The organism is Planotetraspora silvatica, from assembly GCF_016863315.1.
GTDB classification, from domain to species: Bacteria; Actinomycetota; Actinomycetes; order Streptosporangiales; family Streptosporangiaceae; genus Planotetraspora; species Planotetraspora silvatica.
This window is the reverse complement of record NZ_BOOQ01000005.1, coordinates 14,234-33,992: the sequence shown is the minus strand read 5'-3', so window position 1 is coordinate 33,992 and position 19,759 is coordinate 14,234. Positions and strand designations below refer to the sequence as shown.

Genomic DNA, 19,759 nt, shown 5'->3' with positions numbered 1-19,759 from the left:
CCGCACGGACGGCTCGCCGGCCCGGTCACGGGCCGACGGTGACCTCATCGAGCCCCAGCAGGGCCTCTGCCATCGGGAAGACGGCGAACCACAACACGGCGAGCACGACGATCACGAGAAGCACCGCGGTCGCCAGCTTGCCCAGGAACCTCCCGGGGAGCCTCGCCCAGATCCAGGGGTATATCACCGTGCCTCCTCGAGCTCCGCCGGGCGGCCCTGCGATCTGGCCTGGGCCCGATCGAGCTCCGCGAAGACCACCAGCCGCTGCCAGTTCTGCAGCTTCGGGTTGCAGGTGGTCAGAGTCAGCATGGGCGTCCGTGGCCGCGCGCCCGGATGGAACGGATCGGGGGCGATGACCTCGACCTGCGTGGGAAGCACCTTGCGCAGGCCCACCACTCGATAGACGTACCAGCCCGTCTTGGTCTCCGCCACGATGGCGTCGCCGTCACGCAGCCGGTCGATGTCCCAGAACACCGAGGGAATGCGGTGTCCCGCGATCGCCATGTTGCCCACCTGGCCGGGCCTGGCCGTACCGGGGTAGTGTCCTGGCCCCTTGCGCAGGTCGCCGGTGGTGACGCCCTCCACGACGGCCCACTTGCGGTGCAGCTTCGGGATGTGCACGCGCGCGATCGGCTGCCCGTCCACCGGCACGGCCGAGCCGGGCTCCTTCCACTGCCGGTCGAGCACGCTGTCCACCTGATCCTGCTCCGCCTCGATCCGCCACGACCTGCCATAGAACTCGTAGGCCGCGAAGAGGCAAAAGAGCAGGCCCAGGGTGATCAGGATCTCGCCGGCGCCACGGACGACCGGTCGCCAGGGCGGCTCCCAGAATTCGTCGTCGACCACGCCGGTCGTGGCCCGCTGGTCGGCGACCACGATCAGAAGTCGTCCGAGGCGTAGCCGCCGCGACGGGCGATCCTCAGGGTGAACACCCCGCCCACGATCAGGGCCACACCCGCCATCGTGAGAGGGACGAGGAAACCGTCACCGGTCTTGGCGAGCGTGTTGGAGTTGGCGGCCTCGATGGTGGTGTACGTCGTGGAGGGCCCTCCGTCGGTCGGAGTCTCCGATGGGCTTTCCGACGGGCTCGGGGACGGCGACGCGCAAGGGGAGTTGGAGGGGCTGGCGGACGGGCTCGCACTGGGTGACGTGCTGGGGGAGGCACTGGCACTCGGCGAGGTGCTCGCGGAGGCACTCGCACTCGGCGAGGTGCTCGGTGAGGTGCTCGCGGAGGCACTCGGGCTGGGCGAGCCGCTGGTCGACGCGCTCGGCGACGGGCACGATGACGTCGAGGGCGAAGCCGACGGCGATCCGCTGGGGCTCACCGACGCGCTCGCGCTCGGCGTGGGGCTTTCCGCGGCCAGGGCGAGGGCCAGCTCCCGTTGGGCGTCGGGGTCGGCGCTCTCGCCGACGGTGACGCCGAGCGAGACGGGACCGAGCGAACCCGTGGAAGTGGTGAGCGGTGCCAGAGACGCGGCCCCCTGCTCTGTCGCGGTCGCCGCGAGATCGGCCCAGCTCACGGACCCCGACGTGAGGTGCGGCCGGGTGGCGGCCAGTCGCGCCACATCGATGGCGACCGCGGTTCCGTGGACCTGGGCGGGGCCGGTGACCGTCGCACGGAGCGCGGATCGCTCGCCGTCGACGAGGACCTGCGGGGCGGCGACGGACACCGTCCGATGCTCGACGGTGAGGGTCACCGATCCCGCATAGGTCACCACCGCGCGCCCGGTGGCGGGATCGAAGGCGCCGCCCTTCGCGGGGAAGCGCACGGCACCGTCGGAGAGCTTTTCCGCGCCGCCTGAGACCTCGATCTTCGCCTTGTCGGCGGTGGATCCGTCTCCGGGCCGGCCGAGCACGTCGCTCACCGCCCAGGTGAGAGTGCCGCCCGTCACCGTTCTGGCCGTGGGGATGTCCGATGCGCTGGCGGCCATGGCTCCCAGCGTGGCCATGGCTCCGAAGGCGAGTTGCGTGACAGCGAGCACCGTCAGGTTTCGTGCTCGTCGTCGCCGGCTTGCACGTACACCATTCATAACCAACCACCACAGATAGACGACCCAGGGCCCGAAGCCCGGCAAACCCTGGCCGCCCATCGGTCGGCCTCTCAGTCTTGGCGGGAGTACTGATCGCGATTTGCCGGGCAGCCGCAGGCTCGCCTGCGACGGTTAATCCCCAGGGCTCGGACGGTGGCCGCCCGATGTTGCCGCTGTGAAGCGTGGCCTCCGAGGTGAACGGCGCATTCCTGCAGGGGAACGGCAGGTGTCTTCAGGAAGGCCGGAGACCCCGAAACGGTCAATCAGCGCGAACCACCGATCAGATCCGGGCGGTCTCGACGGCGCCGGTCCCTCCGTCTGGAAGCTTCACCGGGACGCCTTCCGGGGCGGCCTGGGAGTGATCGGGCGCCATCCGGCCCAGGGTTATGGTCCCGGCGATGAGCACCGCGGCCGCCAACAGGGCGGGGATCACGTTCCCCGCCCCCGTGGGCAGCGGCTCGCCGAGCAGCACGGCGCCGGCCGTCACCGAGGTGATCGGGTCCACCACCTGGACCCCGGCGTAGGCGATGCCGAAGTAGCCCACGGCGTACGACTTCTGCAGCAGCACCACGGCGCAGACCAGCAGCACGGGGATGGCGATGGTGAACCAGGTGAGCAACCGTGCGAGGTCACCGCCGAGCCCGCCGCCCACGACCCGCACGAACGTGGACACCGTCGCGGTGACCGAGCCGGCGCCGATCGCCATCAGCAGCGCCTTGAGCGGCCCTCGCAACCACCGTGCGATGAGGAACGTGATGGCGACGATCACCCCGACCGTTCCGATCAGCCCGATGGCGGCGCGGCTCGACAACACCGGCGTCACGTTGTGGGCCGGGACGAGCACCATCAGGCCCAGCAGCCCGGCCGCGACCGCGACCGAGCCGATGATCTCGGCCCGTCGCGGGCGCCTGCCGTGGAGCCACGCCGCGAGGGGGACGGCGAAGACGAGCGTCGCCACACTCACCGGCTGCACGACCACGAGCGGCGCGATGCTGAGCGCGACGGCGTGCAGGGACGCGCCGGTGAAGCCGATGACGCCGCCGATCCACCAGCGCGGCCGCCTCACTAGTTTGAGCGTGGCGCCCGCGGTGACGGCTTCGCGCTGCTGCAGGGCGGCACCGAGGGCGTAGCCCAGGGCTCCGATGAGGGCGATCGAGATTCCCATCAAGATCATGGGCGCCGGCCGGTGAGTCGCGAGTCGAGTGTCACCACGCAAGCTTAGGGACAAAGGTCACTGTCCCGGCCGCTTGATCACTCGACCCGCATGAAGTCATGACCTTTCCGGACAGACGCAAAACAGGTGGCCCTCCGGGTCCGCGAGGACGATCCACCCGTCACCGGGCTGGAATTCCGGCTTGCTCGCACCCAGTTCCAGGTACTCCTGTACGGCCTTGGCCACGTCCGGCACCCGGAAGTCGAGGTGGAACTGCTTGTCGGCGCCGGGCCACGAGGCCGGTTTCCGGTCGGGAATCCGCTGGAAGTAGATGGCGGCGGTGCCGTCGCCGATTCCGGCGTACTCGCCCTCGGCGTACTGCACCTCGAATCCGGTGATCGTGGCGTAGAACTCGGCCAGCTTCTTGGGCTCGGCGCAGTCGATGGTGACGGCGATGAGTTTCGCGATGGTTGTCATGCGGGCCATACTTCCGGCCATACCTGTCATCCTCTGACAGCAATGCCGGGGTGCCCGGTCAGGCTGTGAGACCGGATAGTGGCACCATGAACCGGGCAGACGGAACCAGTCCGGCAGGTGAGTCGTTGGAGCGAGCATGGCCTCGGTAGCTGACTTCGTCAGGCGTTTTCTCGACAGGCCGGGAAGCGTCGATCTGACGCCGTTCCAGCGAACGGTCGAGCGGGCCGGGGAACTCGAGGCCGAGGTGCGCGAGCGCGCCGAACTTCGGGCCGGAGAGGTGGGCACGCCGGAGTTCTGCGCCGTCATGCGCGAGGCCGCCCGCCGCGCGCTCGGTCAGCGGCCCTTCGACGTCCAGCTCGTCGGCATGCTGGCCATGCTGGACGGACACGTCGCGCAGATGGCCACCGGCGAGGGAAAGACGCTGGCCGGCGCCCTGAGCGCCGCCGGATTCGCCCTCCAGGGCAAGCACGTCCACGCGGTGTCGGTCAACGACTACCTCGCACGCCGCGACGCCGAGTGGATGCGGCCTCTGTTCGAGATCCTGGGGCTCACCGTCGGCTGGATCTCCGAGACCTCCACTCGCGAGGAGCGCCGGGACGCCTACACCAAGGACGTGACCTACGCGGCGGTCAGCGAGCTCGGCTTCGACGTGCTCCGTGACCGGCTGGTCACCGATCCCGCCGAGCTGGTCGTCCCCGCACCGCAGGTCGCGCTGGTGGACGAGGCCGATTCCGTGCTCGTCGACGAGGCCCGCGTGCCGCTCGTGCTGGCCGGAGCCGCCGATCCCGGTACGGCGGTGCCGGAGATGGCCGCGCTGGTCAGGAGGCTGTCCCGCGGCTACCACTACAAGGTCGACCAGGAGGGGCGGAGCGTCTTCCTCACCGCCAAGGGCACCGACACGGTCGAGAAGGCCCTCGGCGTCGATCTCTATCAGGACCCCGGCGTGGTGACCGAGGTCAACCTGGCCCTGCACGCACACGCGCTGCTCACGCGCGACGTCGACTACATCGTGCGGGACGGGCGCGTCCATCTGATCAACCAGTCGCGTGGACGCGTCGCGCTGCTGCAGCGGTGGCCCGATGGGCTCCAGGCGGCGGTGGAGGCGAAGGAGAAGCTCCCCGCGTCGGAGACCGGGGAGATCCTCGACTCTCTGACCATCCAGGGCCTGCTGCGCGGCTATCCCGAGATCTGCGGCATGACCGGTACGGCCGTCGCCGTCGGCGAGCAGCTCCGCGAGTTCTACGACCTCAAGGTCGCCGTGATCCCGCCCAACAAGCCGTGCGTCAGGGTGGACGAGCCCGACCGGATCTTCGCCACCGCCGAGGCCAGGCAGGAGGCGCTGCTGGACGAGATCGACGCCCAGCACGCCACCGGCCGTCCCATCCTGATCGGCACGCTCGACGTCGCGGAGTCCGAGCGCCTCGACGAGGCGCTCCGCGCCCGGGGGCTGCGGCCTGTGGTGCTCAACGCCAAGAACGACGCGGAAGAGGCGGCGATCATCGCCAGGGCCGGTGCCCAGGGCACGATCACGGTCTCCACCCAGATGGCCGGCCGCGGCACCGACATCCGGCTCGGCGGACGGCCGGCGGACGACGACGGGACCGCCGGGGATCCCGAGGGGTCCGTCGAGGAGTCCACGGAGTCGGATGTCGATGAGTCCACGGAGCGGACCGTCGCGGACCTCGGCGGGCTGTACGTCATCGGAACCGGGCGGCACGACAGCAGCAGGCTCGACGACCAGCTCCGCGGCCGGGCCGGGCGGCAGGGCGACCCCGGCGGCTCGGTCTTCTTCGTCAGCGGCGAGGACGAGTTGCTCACCGCGTACGCGGCCGGGGAGTCACTCCCCCCCTCCGACCCCGACGGCGTCGTACGGCACAAGCGGGCGGAAGAGCTCGTGGCGCACGCCCAGCGGGTCGCGGAGGGCGTCAACCTGGAGATCCACCGCAACACCTGGCGCTACACCCGGCTCATGGAGGAGCAGCGGACGCACGTCCTCGAACTGCGCGACCGGGTCCTCCACGGCGACGCCGCGGCGGAGGCGCTGCGGGAGGCATTCCCCGACCGCTTCCGCGAGCTGAGCGAGACGGCCGGCACCGACGTCGTCGAGCAGGCATGCCGGCAGATCGTGCTGTTCCATCTGGACAGGTGCTGGACCGAGCACCTCGGTTATCTGGCGGATCTCCGCGAGGGCATCCATCTGCGGGCGCTCGGACGGCTCAACCCGCTCGACGAGTTCAACCGCGAGGCGGCGCCTGCCTATCGCAGCCTGCTCGACGAGGTCGAGCAGCGGTCGAAGGAGACGTTCGAGACGGCGGACGTCACCGCCGACCTGGCCGATCAGGGTCTCAAGCGGCCCACCGCGACGTGGACGTACCTGGTTCAGGACAACCCGTTCGGCTCCGACTGGGAGCGCATCCTGCAGCGCGTGGCGGGAACGCTGAAGCGCCGCCGCAAGAAGTAGGCGGGCGCGCCGTCGTCGCCCGTCAGGACCGGCGGGGGCGCCGCCGTTCCCGTCAGGACCGGCAGCCGGCGGCGTCGCTCAGGACCGTCGGCCCACGGCGCACTGCGTCGCCCGTCAGGACCGGCGCCCTGCGGCGCGGCGAAGCGCGCTCCTGCCCGCCGCCGCGGCGACCGCGCAGACGATGAGGGCGGCCGAGACCTCGGGGCAGGGGGTGACGGGCTCGGAGTACGGTCCCGCCGCCGACACCGTGCTGAAGCCCGGAGCGGCCGACGCGGCGTCATCGGCCGGAGTCGCGGCGGCCGGGGAGTCCGCCGCGGGCCCTGTGGCCGCTGTGGCCGCTGTGGCCACTGCGGACGGGCAGACCATCACCGGCCCGTTGGGCGAGTCGTCGTGGACGCCGTAGGCTCCGGCCGAGAACGGCCGCGGAGCGGCCTTCTTGCCCGGGTTCGAGCCCCACTCGGTGACGACGTAGGTCACATTGATGTGGCCCGCTCCGCCGTTGCCCTCGACGGTCATGGAGGAGTCGTCCCACGTGCCGCCGGTCAGGTCGGCGAAGGTCTTGCCGTCGAGGTCGAGCATCACGCCGTGGTCGGACGGGATGCCGGGCCCGCGGTCACCGATGAAGAAGTCCGCCTTCTTGCCCTGGTAGACGACATAGCCCTTGGTCCCCAGGGGCCAGCTCGGGCTTGCCGCGAGGCCTTTCTGCATCGGCTTCCCCGAGGCGGGGGTGCCGGTGTCGCCGTTGACGCCCGAACCGTCGTCCCAGAAGTAGGAGGCGGTCGTGGTGCCCTTGAGCAGCGGCTGCTCAGTGCAGCCGGACGGGGTCTGTACGGGGCTCTGGGGAGGCTGTGCCGCGATGCTGGAAATGGGGGATCTCCTGACTGGTCACGGTTGAGTAATCGGACATTAAGCCAAGAACAAGTCAAACCCCAAGTCATCGCCACGAAATTTTACTTTTGCCAACATACAGTCACAAAGCTCACTCTGGCCGCGGCCGGTTCCACGCAAAAGGCCGCGACCAGGCGGTCACGGCCCTGTAGCGGCTGCGGGATGCGGATGCGAGAGGGGCTCCACGGAGTCCACGGAGTCCTTCACGAGCGGCTTACGGGTGGTTCACGGGCGCCCCACAGCTCCACGGGCGGCCGTGGAGCGGGACCTCTCAGGCCTCGGCGGGCTCCGCCTCCCGTGCGCCCGGCCCGGCCGCCGGATCACCGGCAGGCCGCCGGGACTGCCACAGCCCGAAGGCGGCCAGCACGGCGGCGGCGAACACGTACCCGAGGGAGACCTGGCCGCCGACGTTCCAGCCGACCTTCTCGGCGTGCAGCAGGCCGATGAACGACAACACCGCGCCGAACAGCGCGTAGCCCGACGCCCAGTAGAAGTTCTTGTCGATGATGAACGCCACGATGGCGCCCAGCACCAGACCGGCCAGGATGGCGCCCCCGCCGAGCAGGACGGTGCCGTCGTAGACGGTTCCGGCGGCGGCGATCGCGTCGCCGCCCACCTTCTCGGCCGTGGTCCCTGCGGCGGCCAGCACGTTGTTCATCTGGCCCGAGGCCCAGGAGGCGATGTTGGGGATGACGGCCATCACCACGGCCACCGCGTGGACCCTCGGCACCGCCTGGAAGGCCTGCGCGCCGATGAGCAGGCCGATGTAGAGCAGGATCGGCACGATCGCGGGCGTCGGCAGCAGCGCGCTCAGCAGGCCGAACATGCCGAGGAAGCAGAGCAGGGCGATGACGACGCCGCTCGCCATCGAGTACGCGGTCCGGCCGCCCGCCTCCTTCCAGCCGGGGTGGCCGATGTAGACGGCAGGGGGGAACGGCGAGCCGAGCGCGGAGCCGACCACCGCGCCCGCGCCGTCGGCGAGCAGCACGGCCCGGAGGTTGTAGGTGTCCCCCGCGACCGACGCGCTCTCGACGTTGGTCATGCCCTCGGTGAAGTTGTAGATGCCCAGCGGGATGGCGGTGGCGAGCAGCGGCGCCACCTCGCTGAGGCCGTTGGCGAGCAGGTCGAGCTTCAGTGTGGGCAGGCCGATCGCGATGTCGCCGACCGCCGCGGAGACGTCGGCCGGGTTCATGTATCCGCCCGCCCACCCGATGGCCGAGCCGACGAGCAGGGCCGCCAGGCCGACCGGGATGTTGCCGGGGAGCTTGAGGTCGGTGAAGAACCCGATCAGGATGATCACGAGAACGGGGAGCGCGATCCACAGCGCCTCCCACATCTGGGCCGCCGGACGCATCGAGATGAAGGCGATCGAGATGCCGGCGAGCGTGCCTAGCATGGCCGCCTGCGGGGTGTACCTCCGGATGAGCGGGCCGGCGAACGCCCCCGCCAGCACGATGAGCCCGATGATGAAGCACCAGGCCAATCCCGCCTGCCAGGCCCGCAGCGGGTCCTTGGTGGCCAGGTAGGTCGGCAACATGATGACGAAGGTGACGATGAACATGTGCGGCACGCTCGGGCCGTACGGCATCGCGCAGACGTCGGTGCGGCTCTCCTTCCTGGCGAGCCGCCGCGCGAGGTAGGTGTAGTAGACGTTGCCGATCAGCAACTGGATCCCGAGCGCGGGCAGGATGACGGAGTAGACGTCGTTCTGGGGGATGTGCACCACGCCCAGGCACAGCGCGGTGAGCGTCAGGACGTTCACGAGCACGTTGAAGCCGAGGCCGAAGAAGGCATTGGTGTCCCCGGACACCCACCAGGGGAGCTTGAAGGTCTTCTCCTCGGAGACGGCGGTCATCTCACATCACCTTCAGGTAGTTCTCGGAAGGGGCGACCCAGCCGAAGATCCCGCCCTGGGCGGCGATCATGGCGAGTCCGGCGCGCTGGAACTCCTCGAAGTAGGAGCCCACGCAGTCAGAAAGGACGAGACACTCGTATCCGCGGTCGTTGGCCTCACGGACCGTGGTGTGCACGCAGACCTCGGTCGTGACGCCGGTCACGATGAGGCTGGTGATCCCCCTGGCCTCGAGGTGCTCCTGGAGGCTCGTGCCGTAGAACGAGCCCTTGCCGGGCTTGTCGACGACCAGTTCCCCGTCGAGCGGGGTGAGTTCGTCGATGATGTCGTGGCCGTACTCGCCGCGGATGAGGATGCGGCCCCTGGGTCCGGGGTCCCCGATGCGCAGGCTCGGGCTGGCCCGGTTGAGCTTGGCGGGCGGGCAGTCGCTGAGATCGGGCAGATGGCCCTCCCTGGTGTGGATGACGGCGATCCCCGCGTCCCGGGTCGCGGCCAGGACCGCGACGAGAGGCGGGACGACCTTCCGCAACATGCTCACGTCGTTGCCGAGGGTCTCGCCGAAGCCGCCCGGTTCGACGAAGTCGCGCTGCATGTCGATGACGATGAGCGCGGTGTGCGGGGGACTGAAGGCGAAGGGATGGGGAGATGCGTCGACGACCAGTCGGTCGACCATGGCCGGCTCCTTCTTCCGGTTCATCCGGGGCCCGGTACGGCTCACGCCCCCCGACGCCGGACCGGCCTGCGATCCATATCTGTCGATTGTCGACAGGATTGTGACGAGCCGTGCCTCCAGGTGTTAACCCACGGTTACCGCCCTGAGCACCCACCCGACCACCCCCCATGCGTGATCATGCACAGGTTCGGAGAAACACCGGCCGACCTGCGCCGATGCAATCCGTGATCATGCGCACTTTCGCGGAAAACGCCCTGACCTGGCACTACTCTCTCCGTGATCATGCATAAACGTCGGGCATGGCCGTACGCGCAAGGAACCGGCGTCATCTGCCACAGTTGGGGCGAGGAGGTGCGGGAGTGCTCGAGGCCGTCAGCCTGGTGGAGTTGTCCATGAATCGCCTGCGTGAGGAGATCCTCAGCGGCGCCCTGCGACCTGGCGACCGGTTGGTCGAGGAGCAGCTCACCAGGCGGTTCGGCATCAGCCGCGCCCCCCTGCGCGAGGCGCTGCGCCTGCTCGACGAGCAGGGCCTGGTGGAGCATCTGCCGCGGCGGGGCGTCCGGGTCGTGCAGTTGTCCGAGCGGGACGTCGATGAGCTGTTCGCCGTCCGTGACGTGCTGGAACGCTACGCCGTCGGCGAGGCGCTCCCGATCACCGACACCTCCCGGCTCGCAGAACTCGAATCGGCGCTGACCGCGATGGCGGACGCGGCCGAGATCGGCGACCTGCGCGAGGAGAACGACGCCCACTGCCGCTTCCACCTCGCGATGGTGGCCCTGGCTGGCAGCCGCCAACTCCTCCTGGCGTACCAGCCGGTCATCCGGAAGCTCCAGCTCTACATGGTCGCCAACCTGCGGCGCGAGGCGGAGCACGTCGGCGATCCCGGCGACGGCGTCCGCCGGCATCGACGGCTCTTCGAGGCGGTGGCCACCGGTGGTCCCGAGGTCGTCCTCCAGGTTCTCGCCACACATGGGGCCCGCACGTACATCGGCTGACCCCGATCGCGACCGGCTCATGGAGTGGCCATCGCAAGGATTTGCATGATCACGAACGGCGTACGCCCAGGCCGGGGCATGAATTCACGAATCTGTGCATGATCACGCCCGAAGATCGCGCAGGTTAACGGCCCTGATCACGAAAGTGTGCATGATCACGCGGGAAAAGGGGGGGTGTTGACGGGGGTTGTTGACCGGGGTCTTGTCTGGGAGTAACTTCGAGCAAACTCTTAGGAAACTTAACTAAGAGTTAAATGCAGTAGGGCGCCGTGAACTGCACGAACACCCCCCACAAAAGGAGATGCCTGATGAGCAGGAAGCGAACTGCCGCAATCGTGGCCGCCCTCGGCAGCATCCCGCTGTTGGTCGTTCCCGCGGCCCTCGCCCACGGCACCATGCAGAACCCCGTCAGCCGCGCCTACGCGTGTTTCCTGGAAGGCCCCGAGAGCCCGAAGTCGGCGGCCTGCAAGGCGGCCGTCGCCGCCGGAGGCACCCAGGCCCTCTACGACTGGAACGAGATCAACCTCGCGAACGCGGGCGGCCAGAGCCGCTCGATCATCCCCGACGGCAAGCTGTGCAGCGCGGGCCGCGACAAGTACAAGGGATTCGACCTGGCCCGGACCGACTGGCCCGCGACCAACGTCAACCCCGGTTCGTTCACCTTCACCTACCGCGCGACCGCGCCCCACCGCGGGACCTTCGAGCTCTACCTCACCAAGGCGGGCTACAACCCCGCCCAGCCGCTCAAGTGGTCGGACCTGGACGCCACCCCGTTCCTGCGGGTGACCGACCCGCCGCTGACCAACGGCGCGTACACGATGACCGGTACGATCCCCTCCGGCAGGTCCGGCCGCCACCTGATCTATTCGATCTGGCAGCGCTCGGACAGCCCCGAGGCGTTCTACACCTGCTCCGACGTCACGTTCGGGGGCGGAGGCAACCCCACGCCGACCCCCACGCCGACACCCACCCCGACGCCCACGAGGACCCCCACGCCCACGCCGACCCCGACACCCACGCCCACCCCGACACCCACGCAGACGCCGCCCGGCACCACGCCCGCGTGGAAGGCCGGTACGGCCTACGCGGTCGGAGCGAAGGTCACCTACGGCGGGTCCACCTACCAGTGCCTGCAGGCTCACACGGCCCTGACCGGATGGGAGCCGCCCAACGTGCCGGCTCTCTGGAAGAAGATCTGATCCGCGCGGTACGGCCCGCCGGCCCGGTCCGGCGGGCCGTACCCGCCGGACGGCGCCGAACAGCGCCGGACGGCCGGTCAGGAGCCGTCGCCGAGCAGTCGCGCCGGCAACGGGATGGCGGGGAACGGGTTGTCGGGCAGCAGGATCATCCGGCGCGGCGCGGCCGCGAGGTCGGCGGCGTCGAGGTGGAGCAGCGCCGACCCGATTCCCGCCGCCCCCACCATGTAACCGGTGTCCGCCGTGACCTCCCACGGCCGCAGCCGCCGGTAGGCCTGGTACCAGCGGTAACCGGTCTGGTCGTGGGCCGTGGCCCGGCCGATGAGGTCCTGCCCGATCGACCGGGCGTACTGCAGGTACGTCTCGCTTCCCGTGGCGGCCCACAGGCCGATGAAGAACTCCAGGAGCCCCGCACTGCCGCAACACTGGCACGCCACGTTCCAGTAGCCGGACGTGTGCCGCTGCGGCACTCCGCTCTGGACGATGCCGTGCGCGAGCCGCTCGACCCAGTCGAGGTCGCCGGGGTCGCCGGTGACGCGGTGGAGCTCATAGAACATCCGGGCGACCCCCGCGGAGCCCGAGCAGAACCCGAGGTAGTGCAGGCTGCGCCCCTGCGGCACGTGGTGCGGGACCACGGCGCACTTGTCGGTGACCACGCTGACCGTACGGACGAAGTCGGCCCCCCTCCGCGCGGCCGACAGGAACCGCTCGTCCCCGGTCACGCCGTACAGGCGGGCGAGCAGGAAGGCGGTGCCGGCCGTACCGGACAGGAAGCCGGGGGTGACCGCGTCGACGGGCAGGTCGGCGCAGGAGTCGCCGCCGAACCGGTGGCCGGGCACGGCGAGCGAGGCGATGCGCTCCCCGGCCTCGACGGCCACCTCCTCATAGACCGGGACGCCGAGGATGCCGGCCGCGTGCAACAGCGCGAGGACGATGCCGCCGTCGCCCCGCTGGGCCGGGTCGCCGGTCCACCCGATGCCGTCGCCCAACTGGCGCACGCTGCGGACGATCTGGTCGGCCGCCGCCCGGGCGGCCTCGCCGATCCGCTCGTCGTCGGTCGCCCAGGCCACCTCGGACATGGCGAAGACGGCGCCGGACAGACCGTGGTAGAGGGTCAGGTCGGCCTGGTCGGGCCAGGTCGCCGCGAGGTAGCGGGCTCCGGCCCCGGCGTCGTCGAGGTAGGCCTCGTGCCCGGTGGCGGCGGCCAGTTCCAGGAAGAACAGGACGATCCCGGCCGCGCCGGAATAGAGGGACGACGGATGGCCGGCCTTCGCCGATCGGCCCTGGGGGTCGGGATTGGCGGCCCAGTGACGGCCGAGCGCGTCGTCGGCTGCCGCGGACCTGACCCAGCGCGCGGCCATGACGGCGGCGGTGGTCGGCGTCTCAGCACATGCCCACGAGCTCATGCCTCATTGTCCCATATTGTTGGTAGGTAATAGGGATACTTTCGTGTGCGCATCCTCACGGTCCCGGCGATCCAGATGTCCTGATTGGATCGGCTCGACCGCACCACGGCCACGGCACCGCGCGTCTGGGCATGATGTCGCGGACCGCGGATATTTTCAATCGATCACCCGATGGTCCCGTCTCAGCGGGTGATCCGGCGGGATCTCGACGATGACGATGGGCGTCCCGTCCGGGTCCTCGATCCACATCTCCACGAGACCCCACGGCTCCGTCACCGGGCCGCGGGCGACCCCGACCCCGGCTGCCACGAGCCGGTCGTGCTCGGCGTGGACATCCCGGACCTGGAGCCAGATCTGCGGCCCATGGCCCGAGGGGCCGTCCGATCGCCCGGAGACCTCGAGCAACCCCTGGCCGAGGAAGAACACCACACCCGGGTCGTCCGATGGGCCGAACTCCCGGAAGACCGCCAGGCCGAGCACATCCCGATAGAACCGGCGGCTCGCATCGAGATCGGCGGGGCGCAGCAGGATCCGGCTGCTCAGGACTTCCATGGGTGAATCCTGCCCATCGTCGCCGGGTCGTCACCCGCCGGAGCACAGACGGCGGGCCTTTCGTCCCTCCCACAGGGGCCGGATGGCCGTGCCGCGGACGCACGCGGTGGACCACGCTTGACTCACTGCGGGAGGAGACCCACATGACGGAGAGCGCCCTGCCGGCCCGCGATCCCGAAGCGGCCACCCCGTCCCGGCCGAAGAAGCTCGACGCGGACGAGTGCCTGCGCCTGATCGCTCCCGGCGGCATGGGCCGGGTCGCCTTCGGCGCGTGCGCCGGGCCCGTGATCCTCCCGGTCAACTACGTGATCGTCGAAGGCGCCGTCCTGATCCGCACCGCCTTCGGCGGGCCGATGGACCAGGACCTGCGAAGCGGCGTCGAAGGCTGCGAACTGGTGATCGCCTTCGAGGTCGACCACTTCGACTACGCCGCGCGAGAAGGATGGAGCGTCCTCATCCGGGGCGGCGCGCACCACGTGGTCTCCGACAGTGAGCACGCCGCGGTCGTGTCCTCGGGGCTGGAGTCGTGGGCGGGCGGCGAGCGGGAGTTGTACATCAAGGTCGTCCCCGTGGAGATCAGCGGCCGTCGCGTCTCGCGCTTCTAGGATCGCGGACATGGGAGACGTTCAGGCCCCTGCGGGGCTTCCTGCGGAGATGGACGCCTGGGTCGTGGCGCGCCCGGGGCCGATGGACACCCACCCCCTGGAGTCGGTCAGGCTGCCGGTGCCCGTCCCCGCCCCCGGCGAGCTTCTGGTGCGCGTCGAGGTCTGCGCGGTCTGCCGTACGGACCTCCACCTCGCCGAGGGCGATCTCCCGCCGCGGAGGCCGCGGACCGTGCCGGGACACGAGGCCGTGGGCAGGGTCGCCGCGCTCGGCCCCGGTACGGCGGGGCCCCCGCCGGGCACGCGGGTCGGCGTGGCGTGGTTGCGCTCGACCTGCGGGGAGTGTCGCCACTGCCGCCGCGGAGCGGAGAACCTGTGCCCGTCCTCCACCTACACGGGCTGGGACGCGGACGGCGGCTACGCCGAATACCTCACCGCGCCCGCCGCCTACGTCTACCCGCTTCCGGAAGAGGCGGGGGCCGCCGGCCTCGCCCCGCTGCTGTGCGCGGGGATCATCGGGTATCGCGCGCTGCTCCGCGCCGATCTCCCGCCCGGTGGACGGCTCGGCATCTACGGTTTCGGGGCCTCCGCCCACCTGACCGCCCAGATCGCCGTCGCCGAGGGCGCCGCCGTCCACGTCATGACACGGTCGGCCGCGGCGCGGGAGCTCGCCGTGGAACTGGGCGCGGCCTCGGTCGGCGGCAGCACCGACAGCCCGCCCGAGCCGCTCGACTCGGCGATCCTGTTCGCCCCCGTCGGAGATCTCGTGCCCGTCGCGCTCGCCGCGCTCGACCGGGGCGGCACCCTCGCCGTCGCGGGAATCCATCTGACCGACATCCCCGCGCTGAACTATGAGCGCCACCTGTTCCAGGAGCGCACTCTCCGCAGTGTCACCGCGAACACCAGGGCGGACGGCCGGCGGTTCCTGGAGCTCGCGTCCGTCCACCGGCCGCGGGTGACGACCACGCCCTACCCCTTCCGTGAGGCGGACCGGGCCCTGCGGGACCTCGCCGCCGACCGCGTCGAAGGCGCGGCCGTACTGATCGTGGGAAGTGGTCGGGGGACGGTCTAGCAGGGCGGCAGCACCGGCTCCAGGCGGAACAGGCCGCCTCGCACGTCCATCGGACCGCGTGGGGGCGTGGCCCTGCCGGCGACGGCCTTCAGGACGTCGAGCGCGGTGATGAGGCCTTCCAGCGTCCCCGCGGGGCCGGTCACGGGAACGACGTCGACGTCCGAGTCGATCATCAGAGCGGCGACGGCGGACAGGGGCATCTCCGGTGTGGCGCACGGGCACGGCTGGCCGTCGAGCAATCGCGCCACCCGCACGCTCGACTGCTCCGCGGGCCCTCCCGACCAGTGGCAGGCGAGGTCCTCGCGCCTCAGCACGCCGACGATCCGGGATTCGGCGTCGATCACCGGCAGGTGGTGCAGGTCCGCACGGCGCATGAGCTCCCACGCCATCAGCGGAGACTCGTCCGGCTCGACGGTGACGAGCATCCGGCTCATCACGTCGGCCGCCGCCATGGTCTCGACCTTCATCGGTCCACCACCTCCCCTTCAGATGTAGAGCGGCGGGACGGTCCTGCCGAGATCGTCCTCCGCGTAGGAGACGTCGGCCTCCACGTCGACGACGCCGTCCACCTGCCAGACCGCGTCGAGGAGGATCGCGATCCGCGACCGGCGGTCCACGCTGCCCACCAGCGAGACCACGCCGTCCTCCACCTGGACCGTGCAACTCCGGATGTACGGCCCGACCATCGCGATCACCTCGTCGCGGATGTCCTCCGGAGACCTCGAGAAGACCTTCAGCAGGTCCGCCTGGCGGACGAGGCCGAGGATGCATCCCGTACGGGCGTCCACCACGGGGAGCTGCCTGATCCTGTTGTCGTGCATGAGGTGCGCCGCGTGCCGCAGGGCCGTGTCCTCCGTGACCGTGACCGCCGGGGACGTCATGATCTCCGCGGCGGTGCGGCCCATGGCCTTCCTGCGCTGACGGCGCCGCGCCGCGCCTTCGAAGATCGAGTCTCCGGTCCGCCCGCCTCCGAGCCCCTTGAGCAGCAGGTCGTCGTCGGAGATCACACCCAGCACGCACTTGTCCTGGTCCACCACCGGCACCGCGTCGACGTTGAAGCGGCACACGGCGTTGACCACGTCGGAGAACGAGGCGCCGGTCTCGACCGCGATCACGAACCTGCTCATGACGTCACGCACGGTCATCGGCACGGCGCTCTCCTCCCCTCAGCACCAGCCTGGCCTTCGGGTCCCGGCCCCGGAGTGGGCCGAAAGTCACCGCTTGGCGGGACCTACGGCCCTACGGAGTTTTCTGAAACCACCCATTCAAACGAACGTGATTGGATGGTTTCCATGGCAAACCCCGCGATTCTGACCGTGGATGACGATCCGGCCGTTTCGCGCGCGGTCGCCCGTGACGTCCGGCGCCGATACGGCGACCGTTACCGGGTGGTCCGCGCGGAGTCGGGGGACTCCGCCCTGGACGCACTGCGCGAGATCAAGCTGCGCGGCGAACAGGTCGCGGTGATGCTCGCCGACTACCGGATGCCGCACATGAACGGCATCCAGTTCCTCGAGCAGGCGATGGAGTTCTTCCCGCTGGCGCGCAGGGTCCTGCTGACCGCCTACGCCGACACCGACGCCGCCATCGACGCGATCAACCTCGTCGACCTCGACCACTACCTGCTCAAGCCGTGGAACCCGCCGGAGGAGAAGCTCTATCCGGTGGTCGACGCCCTGCTCGACGCGTGGCTGGCGACGCCCGACACAGCCGTTCCCGAGACCCGGGTCATCGGCAACCGGTGGTCCGCGCCGTCATTCGCCGTACGGGACTTCCTGGCCAGGAACCTCGTGCCCTACAGGTGGCTGCTCACGGACGACCCGGAGGCGGCGCGCCTGCTCGCCGCGGCCGGGCTGTCCGAGGCCGACGTGCCGGTGGTGGTCACGCCTGACGGCAAGTCGCTGGTCAAGCCGACCGAGGCGGACCTCGCCGCCCACGTGGGCCTGTCGACCACTCCCGCCTCGGAGTTCTACGACGTCGCCGTGGTCGGCGCGGGACCCGCGGGCCTCGGCGCCGCCGTCTACGGCGCGTCCGAGGGGCTGCGGACCGTGCTCGTCGAGCAGCGCGCCACCGGCGGGCAGGCCGGCCAGAGCAGCCGGATCGAGAACTACCTCGGCTTCCCCAACGGGGTGTCCGGCGCCCAGCTCACCGACCGCGCCCGCAGGCAGGCCCTGCGGTTCGGCGCGGAACTGCTCACCACCCGCGAGGTGATCGGCCTGGAGGGCGGAGGGACCACGACCCGCCTCCTGCGGTTCGGCGACGGCACGGCCATCGCCGCGCACACGGTGGTGCTGGCCACCGGCGTGTCCTACCGCAGGCTCGACGCCCCGGGCCTCGACGAGCTGACCGGACGGGGCGTCTTCTACGGCTCCGCCGCGACCGAGGCGCCGGGCTGCACGGACCAGGAGATCTACATCGTCGGCGGGGCGAACTCCGCCGGCCAGGCGGCCGTGTACTTCTCGCACTACGCCCGGCGGGTCCACATCCTCGTACGGGGCGACGATCTCAACCGCTCGATGTCGCGGTATCTGATCGATCAAATCAAGGAGATCCCGAACATCGAGGTGCACCCGCACACGGCGGTCGTCCGCGGCGAGGGCGCCGAACATCTCGAACGGCTCACGCTGTGCGACTCGCGCACGGGTACCACAAGGACCGTGGAGACCTCCTGGCTCTTCGTGTTCATCGGCGCCGAGCCGCGCACCGACTGGCTCGACGACGTGATCGCCCGCGATCAGCACGGTTTCGTGATCACAGGTCCCGACCTCCTCGCAGAGGGCCGGCGACCGGCTGGGTGGACGCTCCCCCGCGACCCCTACCACCTGGAAAGCAGCATGCCCGGCGTCTTCGCCGCGGGCGACGTGCGGGCCGATTCGGTCAAGCGCGTCGCCTCGGCGGTGGGCGAGGGCGCGATGGCGGTGTCCCTCATCCACCGCTACCTGGAGGCTCAATGACCACGCGGCTGACACCGGACGAGCTGCGCACGCTCTTCCTGTTCGAGGCGCTCGACGACGACCAACTGGCCCTCCTGGCGGAGAAGGGCGAGGTCGAGCACCGCGACGCGGGCACCGTCGTCTACGCGGAAGGCGAGCCGGCGACCTGCTTCTTCGTGCTGCTCAACGGCACCGTTGCGATGAGCAGGCGCGTCCACGGGGACGAGGTCGAGGTCAACCGCACCGAGCAGCGCGGCGTGTACGGCGGAGCCACCCAGGCCTACATCGGGGAGCGGGTCGCCCAGACCTACCTCAACACGCTGCGGGCGATCACCGAGTCCGAGTTCTTCGTGCTCCCGGCCGACGACATCGCCGAGGCGGTCCGCGCGTGGTTCCCCATGGCGATCCACCTGCTCGAGGGCCTCTTCTTCGGCATGCGGGCCACCCAGACGATCGTCGGCGAGCGGGAGCGTCTGCTGGCCCTCGGCTCGTTGTCCGCCGGGCTGACCCACGAGCTCAACAACCCCGCCGCCGCGGCCGTACGGGCGACCTCCACGCTGCGGGAGCGGGTGTCCGGCATGCGGCAGAAGCTCGCCATGATCGCCGACGGGCGGCTGGACGGCAGCCAGTTGCATGATCTCGTCGGGCTCCAGGACGAGGCCGTCAAGCGGGCGGCCACCGCGCCGGCCCTCTCGGCGATGGCCACCTCCGACGCCGAGGACGCGATCGCCGACTGGCTCGACGACCACGACATCGCCGGGAGCTGGGACCTCGCCGCGACGCTCGTCGCGGGCGCCGTCGACGTCGAATGGCTCGACGAGATCGCGGGCGCCGTCGGCGTGGACAACCTGGAGGCCGCCGTCCGGTGGCTCGGCTACACCATCGACACCGAGCTCCTCATGGGCGAGATCGAGGACTCCGTCACGCGCATCTCGGGCCTCGTCGCCGCGGCCAAGCAGTACTCCCAGCTCGACCGCGCGCCCTACCAGACGGTCGACGTCCACGATCTGCTCGGCGCCACCCTGACGATGATGCAGGCCAAGATCCCGAAGGGCGTCCGGATCGTCAAGGAGTACGACCGGACGCTGCCCCAGATCCCCGCGTACGCCGCCGAGCTCAATCAGGTCTGGACCAACCTCATCGACAACGCCCTCGGCGCCATGGGCGGGAGCGGGACCCTCACCGTGCGGACCGGGCGCGAGGACGATCGCCTCACCGTCGAGATCTCCGACACGGGCGGCGGCATCCCCCCGGAGATCAGGCCGAGGATCTTCGAGCCGTTCTTCACCACCAAGCCGGTCGGCGAGGGAACCGGCCTGGGCCTCGACATCTCCTACCGCATCGTGGTGAACAAGCATCACGGCGACATCCGGGTGGAGTCGGAGCCCGGCTCCACCACTTTCCGGGTGTACCTGCCGATCGACGACCAGGACCGGCCTTAGCGCCCGCCCGACCGTTCCGAGCGCCTT

At 70.4% G+C, this 19,759-nt stretch carries 19 protein-coding genes; 7 read left to right on the top strand and 12 right to left on the bottom strand.

Translation table 11 applies throughout. The features are described 5' to 3' along the window. Positions 1-25 precede the first annotated feature (25 nt). The 5 genes from Psi02_RS05665 to Psi02_RS05645 form a co-directional block, all read right to left on the bottom strand. Positions 26-187 carry a hypothetical protein gene (locus Psi02_RS05665; RefSeq protein WP_203972464.1) on the bottom strand — a complete coding sequence of 54 codons (162 nt, stop codon included), beginning with the start codon at positions 185-187 and terminating at the stop codon, positions 26-28. After that, positions 184-876 (bottom strand): class E sortase, encoded by a 693-nt coding sequence (locus Psi02_RS05660; RefSeq protein WP_203972375.1) that lies wholly within the window; start codon positions 874-876, stop codon positions 184-186. The genes Psi02_RS05665 and Psi02_RS05660 overlap by 4 nt, the downstream gene beginning before the upstream one ends. Before the next feature lie 2 nt (positions 877-878). Further along, positions 879-1,982, bottom strand: a complete 1,104-nt coding sequence (locus Psi02_RS05655) for an HtaA domain-containing protein (RefSeq protein WP_203972374.1) — start codon at positions 1,980-1,982, stop codon at positions 879-881. A gap of 328 nt (positions 1,983-2,310) precedes the next feature. Continuing rightward, complete coding sequence (locus Psi02_RS05650) at positions 2,311-3,195, bottom strand: DMT family transporter (RefSeq protein ID WP_239094632.1); 885 nt, start codon at positions 3,193-3,195, stop codon at positions 2,311-2,313. Positions 3,196-3,300: 105 nt separating this feature from the next. Then, positions 3,301-3,660, bottom strand: coding sequence for a VOC family protein (locus tag Psi02_RS05645; protein ID WP_203972372.1), 360 nt, complete (start codon positions 3,658-3,660; stop codon positions 3,301-3,303). Positions 3,661-3,796: 136 nt separating this feature from the next. On the opposite strand from Psi02_RS05645, the gene secA2 reads away from it, so the two are divergent. After that, on the top strand, positions 3,797-6,121 hold the full coding sequence (gene secA2 / locus Psi02_RS05640; protein WP_203972371.1) for an accessory Sec system translocase SecA2: 2,325 nt from the start codon (positions 3,797-3,799) through the stop codon (positions 6,119-6,121). Between the two features lie 114 nt (positions 6,122-6,235). Here secA2 and Psi02_RS41045 read toward each other — a convergent pair whose 3' ends face one another. The 3 genes from Psi02_RS41045 to Psi02_RS05625 form a co-directional block, all read right to left on the bottom strand. After that, positions 6,236-6,829 (bottom strand): hypothetical protein, encoded by a 594-nt coding sequence (locus Psi02_RS41045; RefSeq protein ID WP_373317597.1) that lies wholly within the window; start codon positions 6,827-6,829, stop codon positions 6,236-6,238. 451 nt (positions 6,830-7,280) lie between these two features. Further along, positions 7,281-8,864, bottom strand: coding sequence for a SulP family inorganic anion transporter (locus Psi02_RS05630; RefSeq protein WP_203972370.1), 1,584 nt, complete (start codon positions 8,862-8,864; stop codon positions 7,281-7,283). A gap of 1 nt (position 8,865) precedes the next feature. Next, positions 8,866-9,534, bottom strand: coding sequence for a cysteine hydrolase family protein (locus Psi02_RS05625; protein ID WP_203972369.1), 669 nt, complete (start codon positions 9,532-9,534; stop codon positions 8,866-8,868). A gap of 359 nt (positions 9,535-9,893) precedes the next feature. On the opposite strand from Psi02_RS05625, the gene Psi02_RS05620 reads away from it, so the two are divergent. Both Psi02_RS05620 and Psi02_RS05615 read left to right on the top strand, forming a co-directional pair. Further along, positions 9,894-10,529, top strand: a complete 636-nt coding sequence (locus tag Psi02_RS05620) for a GntR family transcriptional regulator (RefSeq protein WP_203972368.1) — start codon at positions 9,894-9,896, stop codon at positions 10,527-10,529. Between the two features lie 308 nt (positions 10,530-10,837). After that, a complete protein-coding gene (locus Psi02_RS05615; RefSeq protein ID WP_203972367.1) occupies positions 10,838-11,728 on the top strand; it encodes a lytic polysaccharide monooxygenase in 891 nt (296 codons plus the stop codon). 77 nt (positions 11,729-11,805) lie between these two features. Here the strand turns inward: Psi02_RS05615 and Psi02_RS05610 are convergent, their stop codons facing one another. Beyond that, positions 11,806-13,131, bottom strand: a complete 1,326-nt coding sequence (locus Psi02_RS05610; RefSeq protein ID WP_203972366.1) for a lanthionine synthetase LanC family protein — start codon at positions 13,129-13,131, stop codon at positions 11,806-11,808. A gap of 156 nt (positions 13,132-13,287) precedes the next feature. Continuing rightward, a complete protein-coding gene (locus Psi02_RS05605) occupies positions 13,288-13,683 on the bottom strand; it encodes a VOC family protein (protein ID WP_203972365.1) in 396 nt (131 codons plus the stop codon). 143 nt (positions 13,684-13,826) lie between these two features. On the opposite strand from Psi02_RS05605, the gene Psi02_RS05600 reads away from it, so the two are divergent. Both Psi02_RS05600 and Psi02_RS05595 read left to right on the top strand, forming a co-directional pair. Next, the gene (locus Psi02_RS05600; protein ID WP_203972364.1) at positions 13,827-14,288 is read left to right on the top strand and encodes a pyridoxamine 5'-phosphate oxidase family protein; all 462 of its coding nucleotides are present in this window, start codon (positions 13,827-13,829) and stop codon (positions 14,286-14,288) included. A 10-nt stretch (positions 14,289-14,298) separates the two neighbouring features. Then, the gene (locus tag Psi02_RS05595; protein ID WP_373317596.1) at positions 14,299-15,357 is read left to right on the top strand and encodes a zinc-binding alcohol dehydrogenase family protein; all 1,059 of its coding nucleotides are present in this window, start codon (positions 14,299-14,301) and stop codon (positions 15,355-15,357) included. On the opposite strand, the gene Psi02_RS05590 is transcribed toward Psi02_RS05595, so the two are convergent. Next, positions 15,354-15,824: a CBS domain-containing protein gene (locus tag Psi02_RS05590; RefSeq protein WP_203972363.1), complete on the bottom strand. Its 471-nt coding sequence runs from the start codon at positions 15,822-15,824 to the stop codon at positions 15,354-15,356. The two genes, Psi02_RS05595 and Psi02_RS05590, sit on opposite strands and share 4 nt — an antisense overlap. Before the next feature lie 18 nt (positions 15,825-15,842). Then, the gene (locus tag Psi02_RS05585) at positions 15,843-16,502 is read right to left on the bottom strand and encodes a CBS domain-containing protein (RefSeq protein ID WP_203972362.1); all 660 of its coding nucleotides are present in this window, start codon (positions 16,500-16,502) and stop codon (positions 15,843-15,845) included. 147 nt (positions 16,503-16,649) lie between these two features. On the opposite strand from Psi02_RS05585, the gene Psi02_RS05580 reads away from it, so the two are divergent. Together Psi02_RS05580 and Psi02_RS05575 are read left to right on the top strand one after the other, a co-directional pair. Then, positions 16,650-18,311, top strand: a complete 1,662-nt coding sequence (locus Psi02_RS05580; RefSeq protein ID WP_203972361.1) for an NAD(P)/FAD-dependent oxidoreductase — start codon at positions 16,650-16,652, stop codon at positions 18,309-18,311. Next, positions 18,308-19,732 carry an ATP-binding protein gene (locus Psi02_RS05575; protein ID WP_203972360.1) on the top strand — a complete coding sequence of 475 codons (1,425 nt, stop codon included), beginning with the start codon at positions 18,308-18,310 and terminating at the stop codon, positions 19,730-19,732. The genes Psi02_RS05580 and Psi02_RS05575 overlap by 4 nt, the downstream gene beginning before the upstream one ends. Positions 19,733-19,759: the final 27 nt, after the last annotated feature.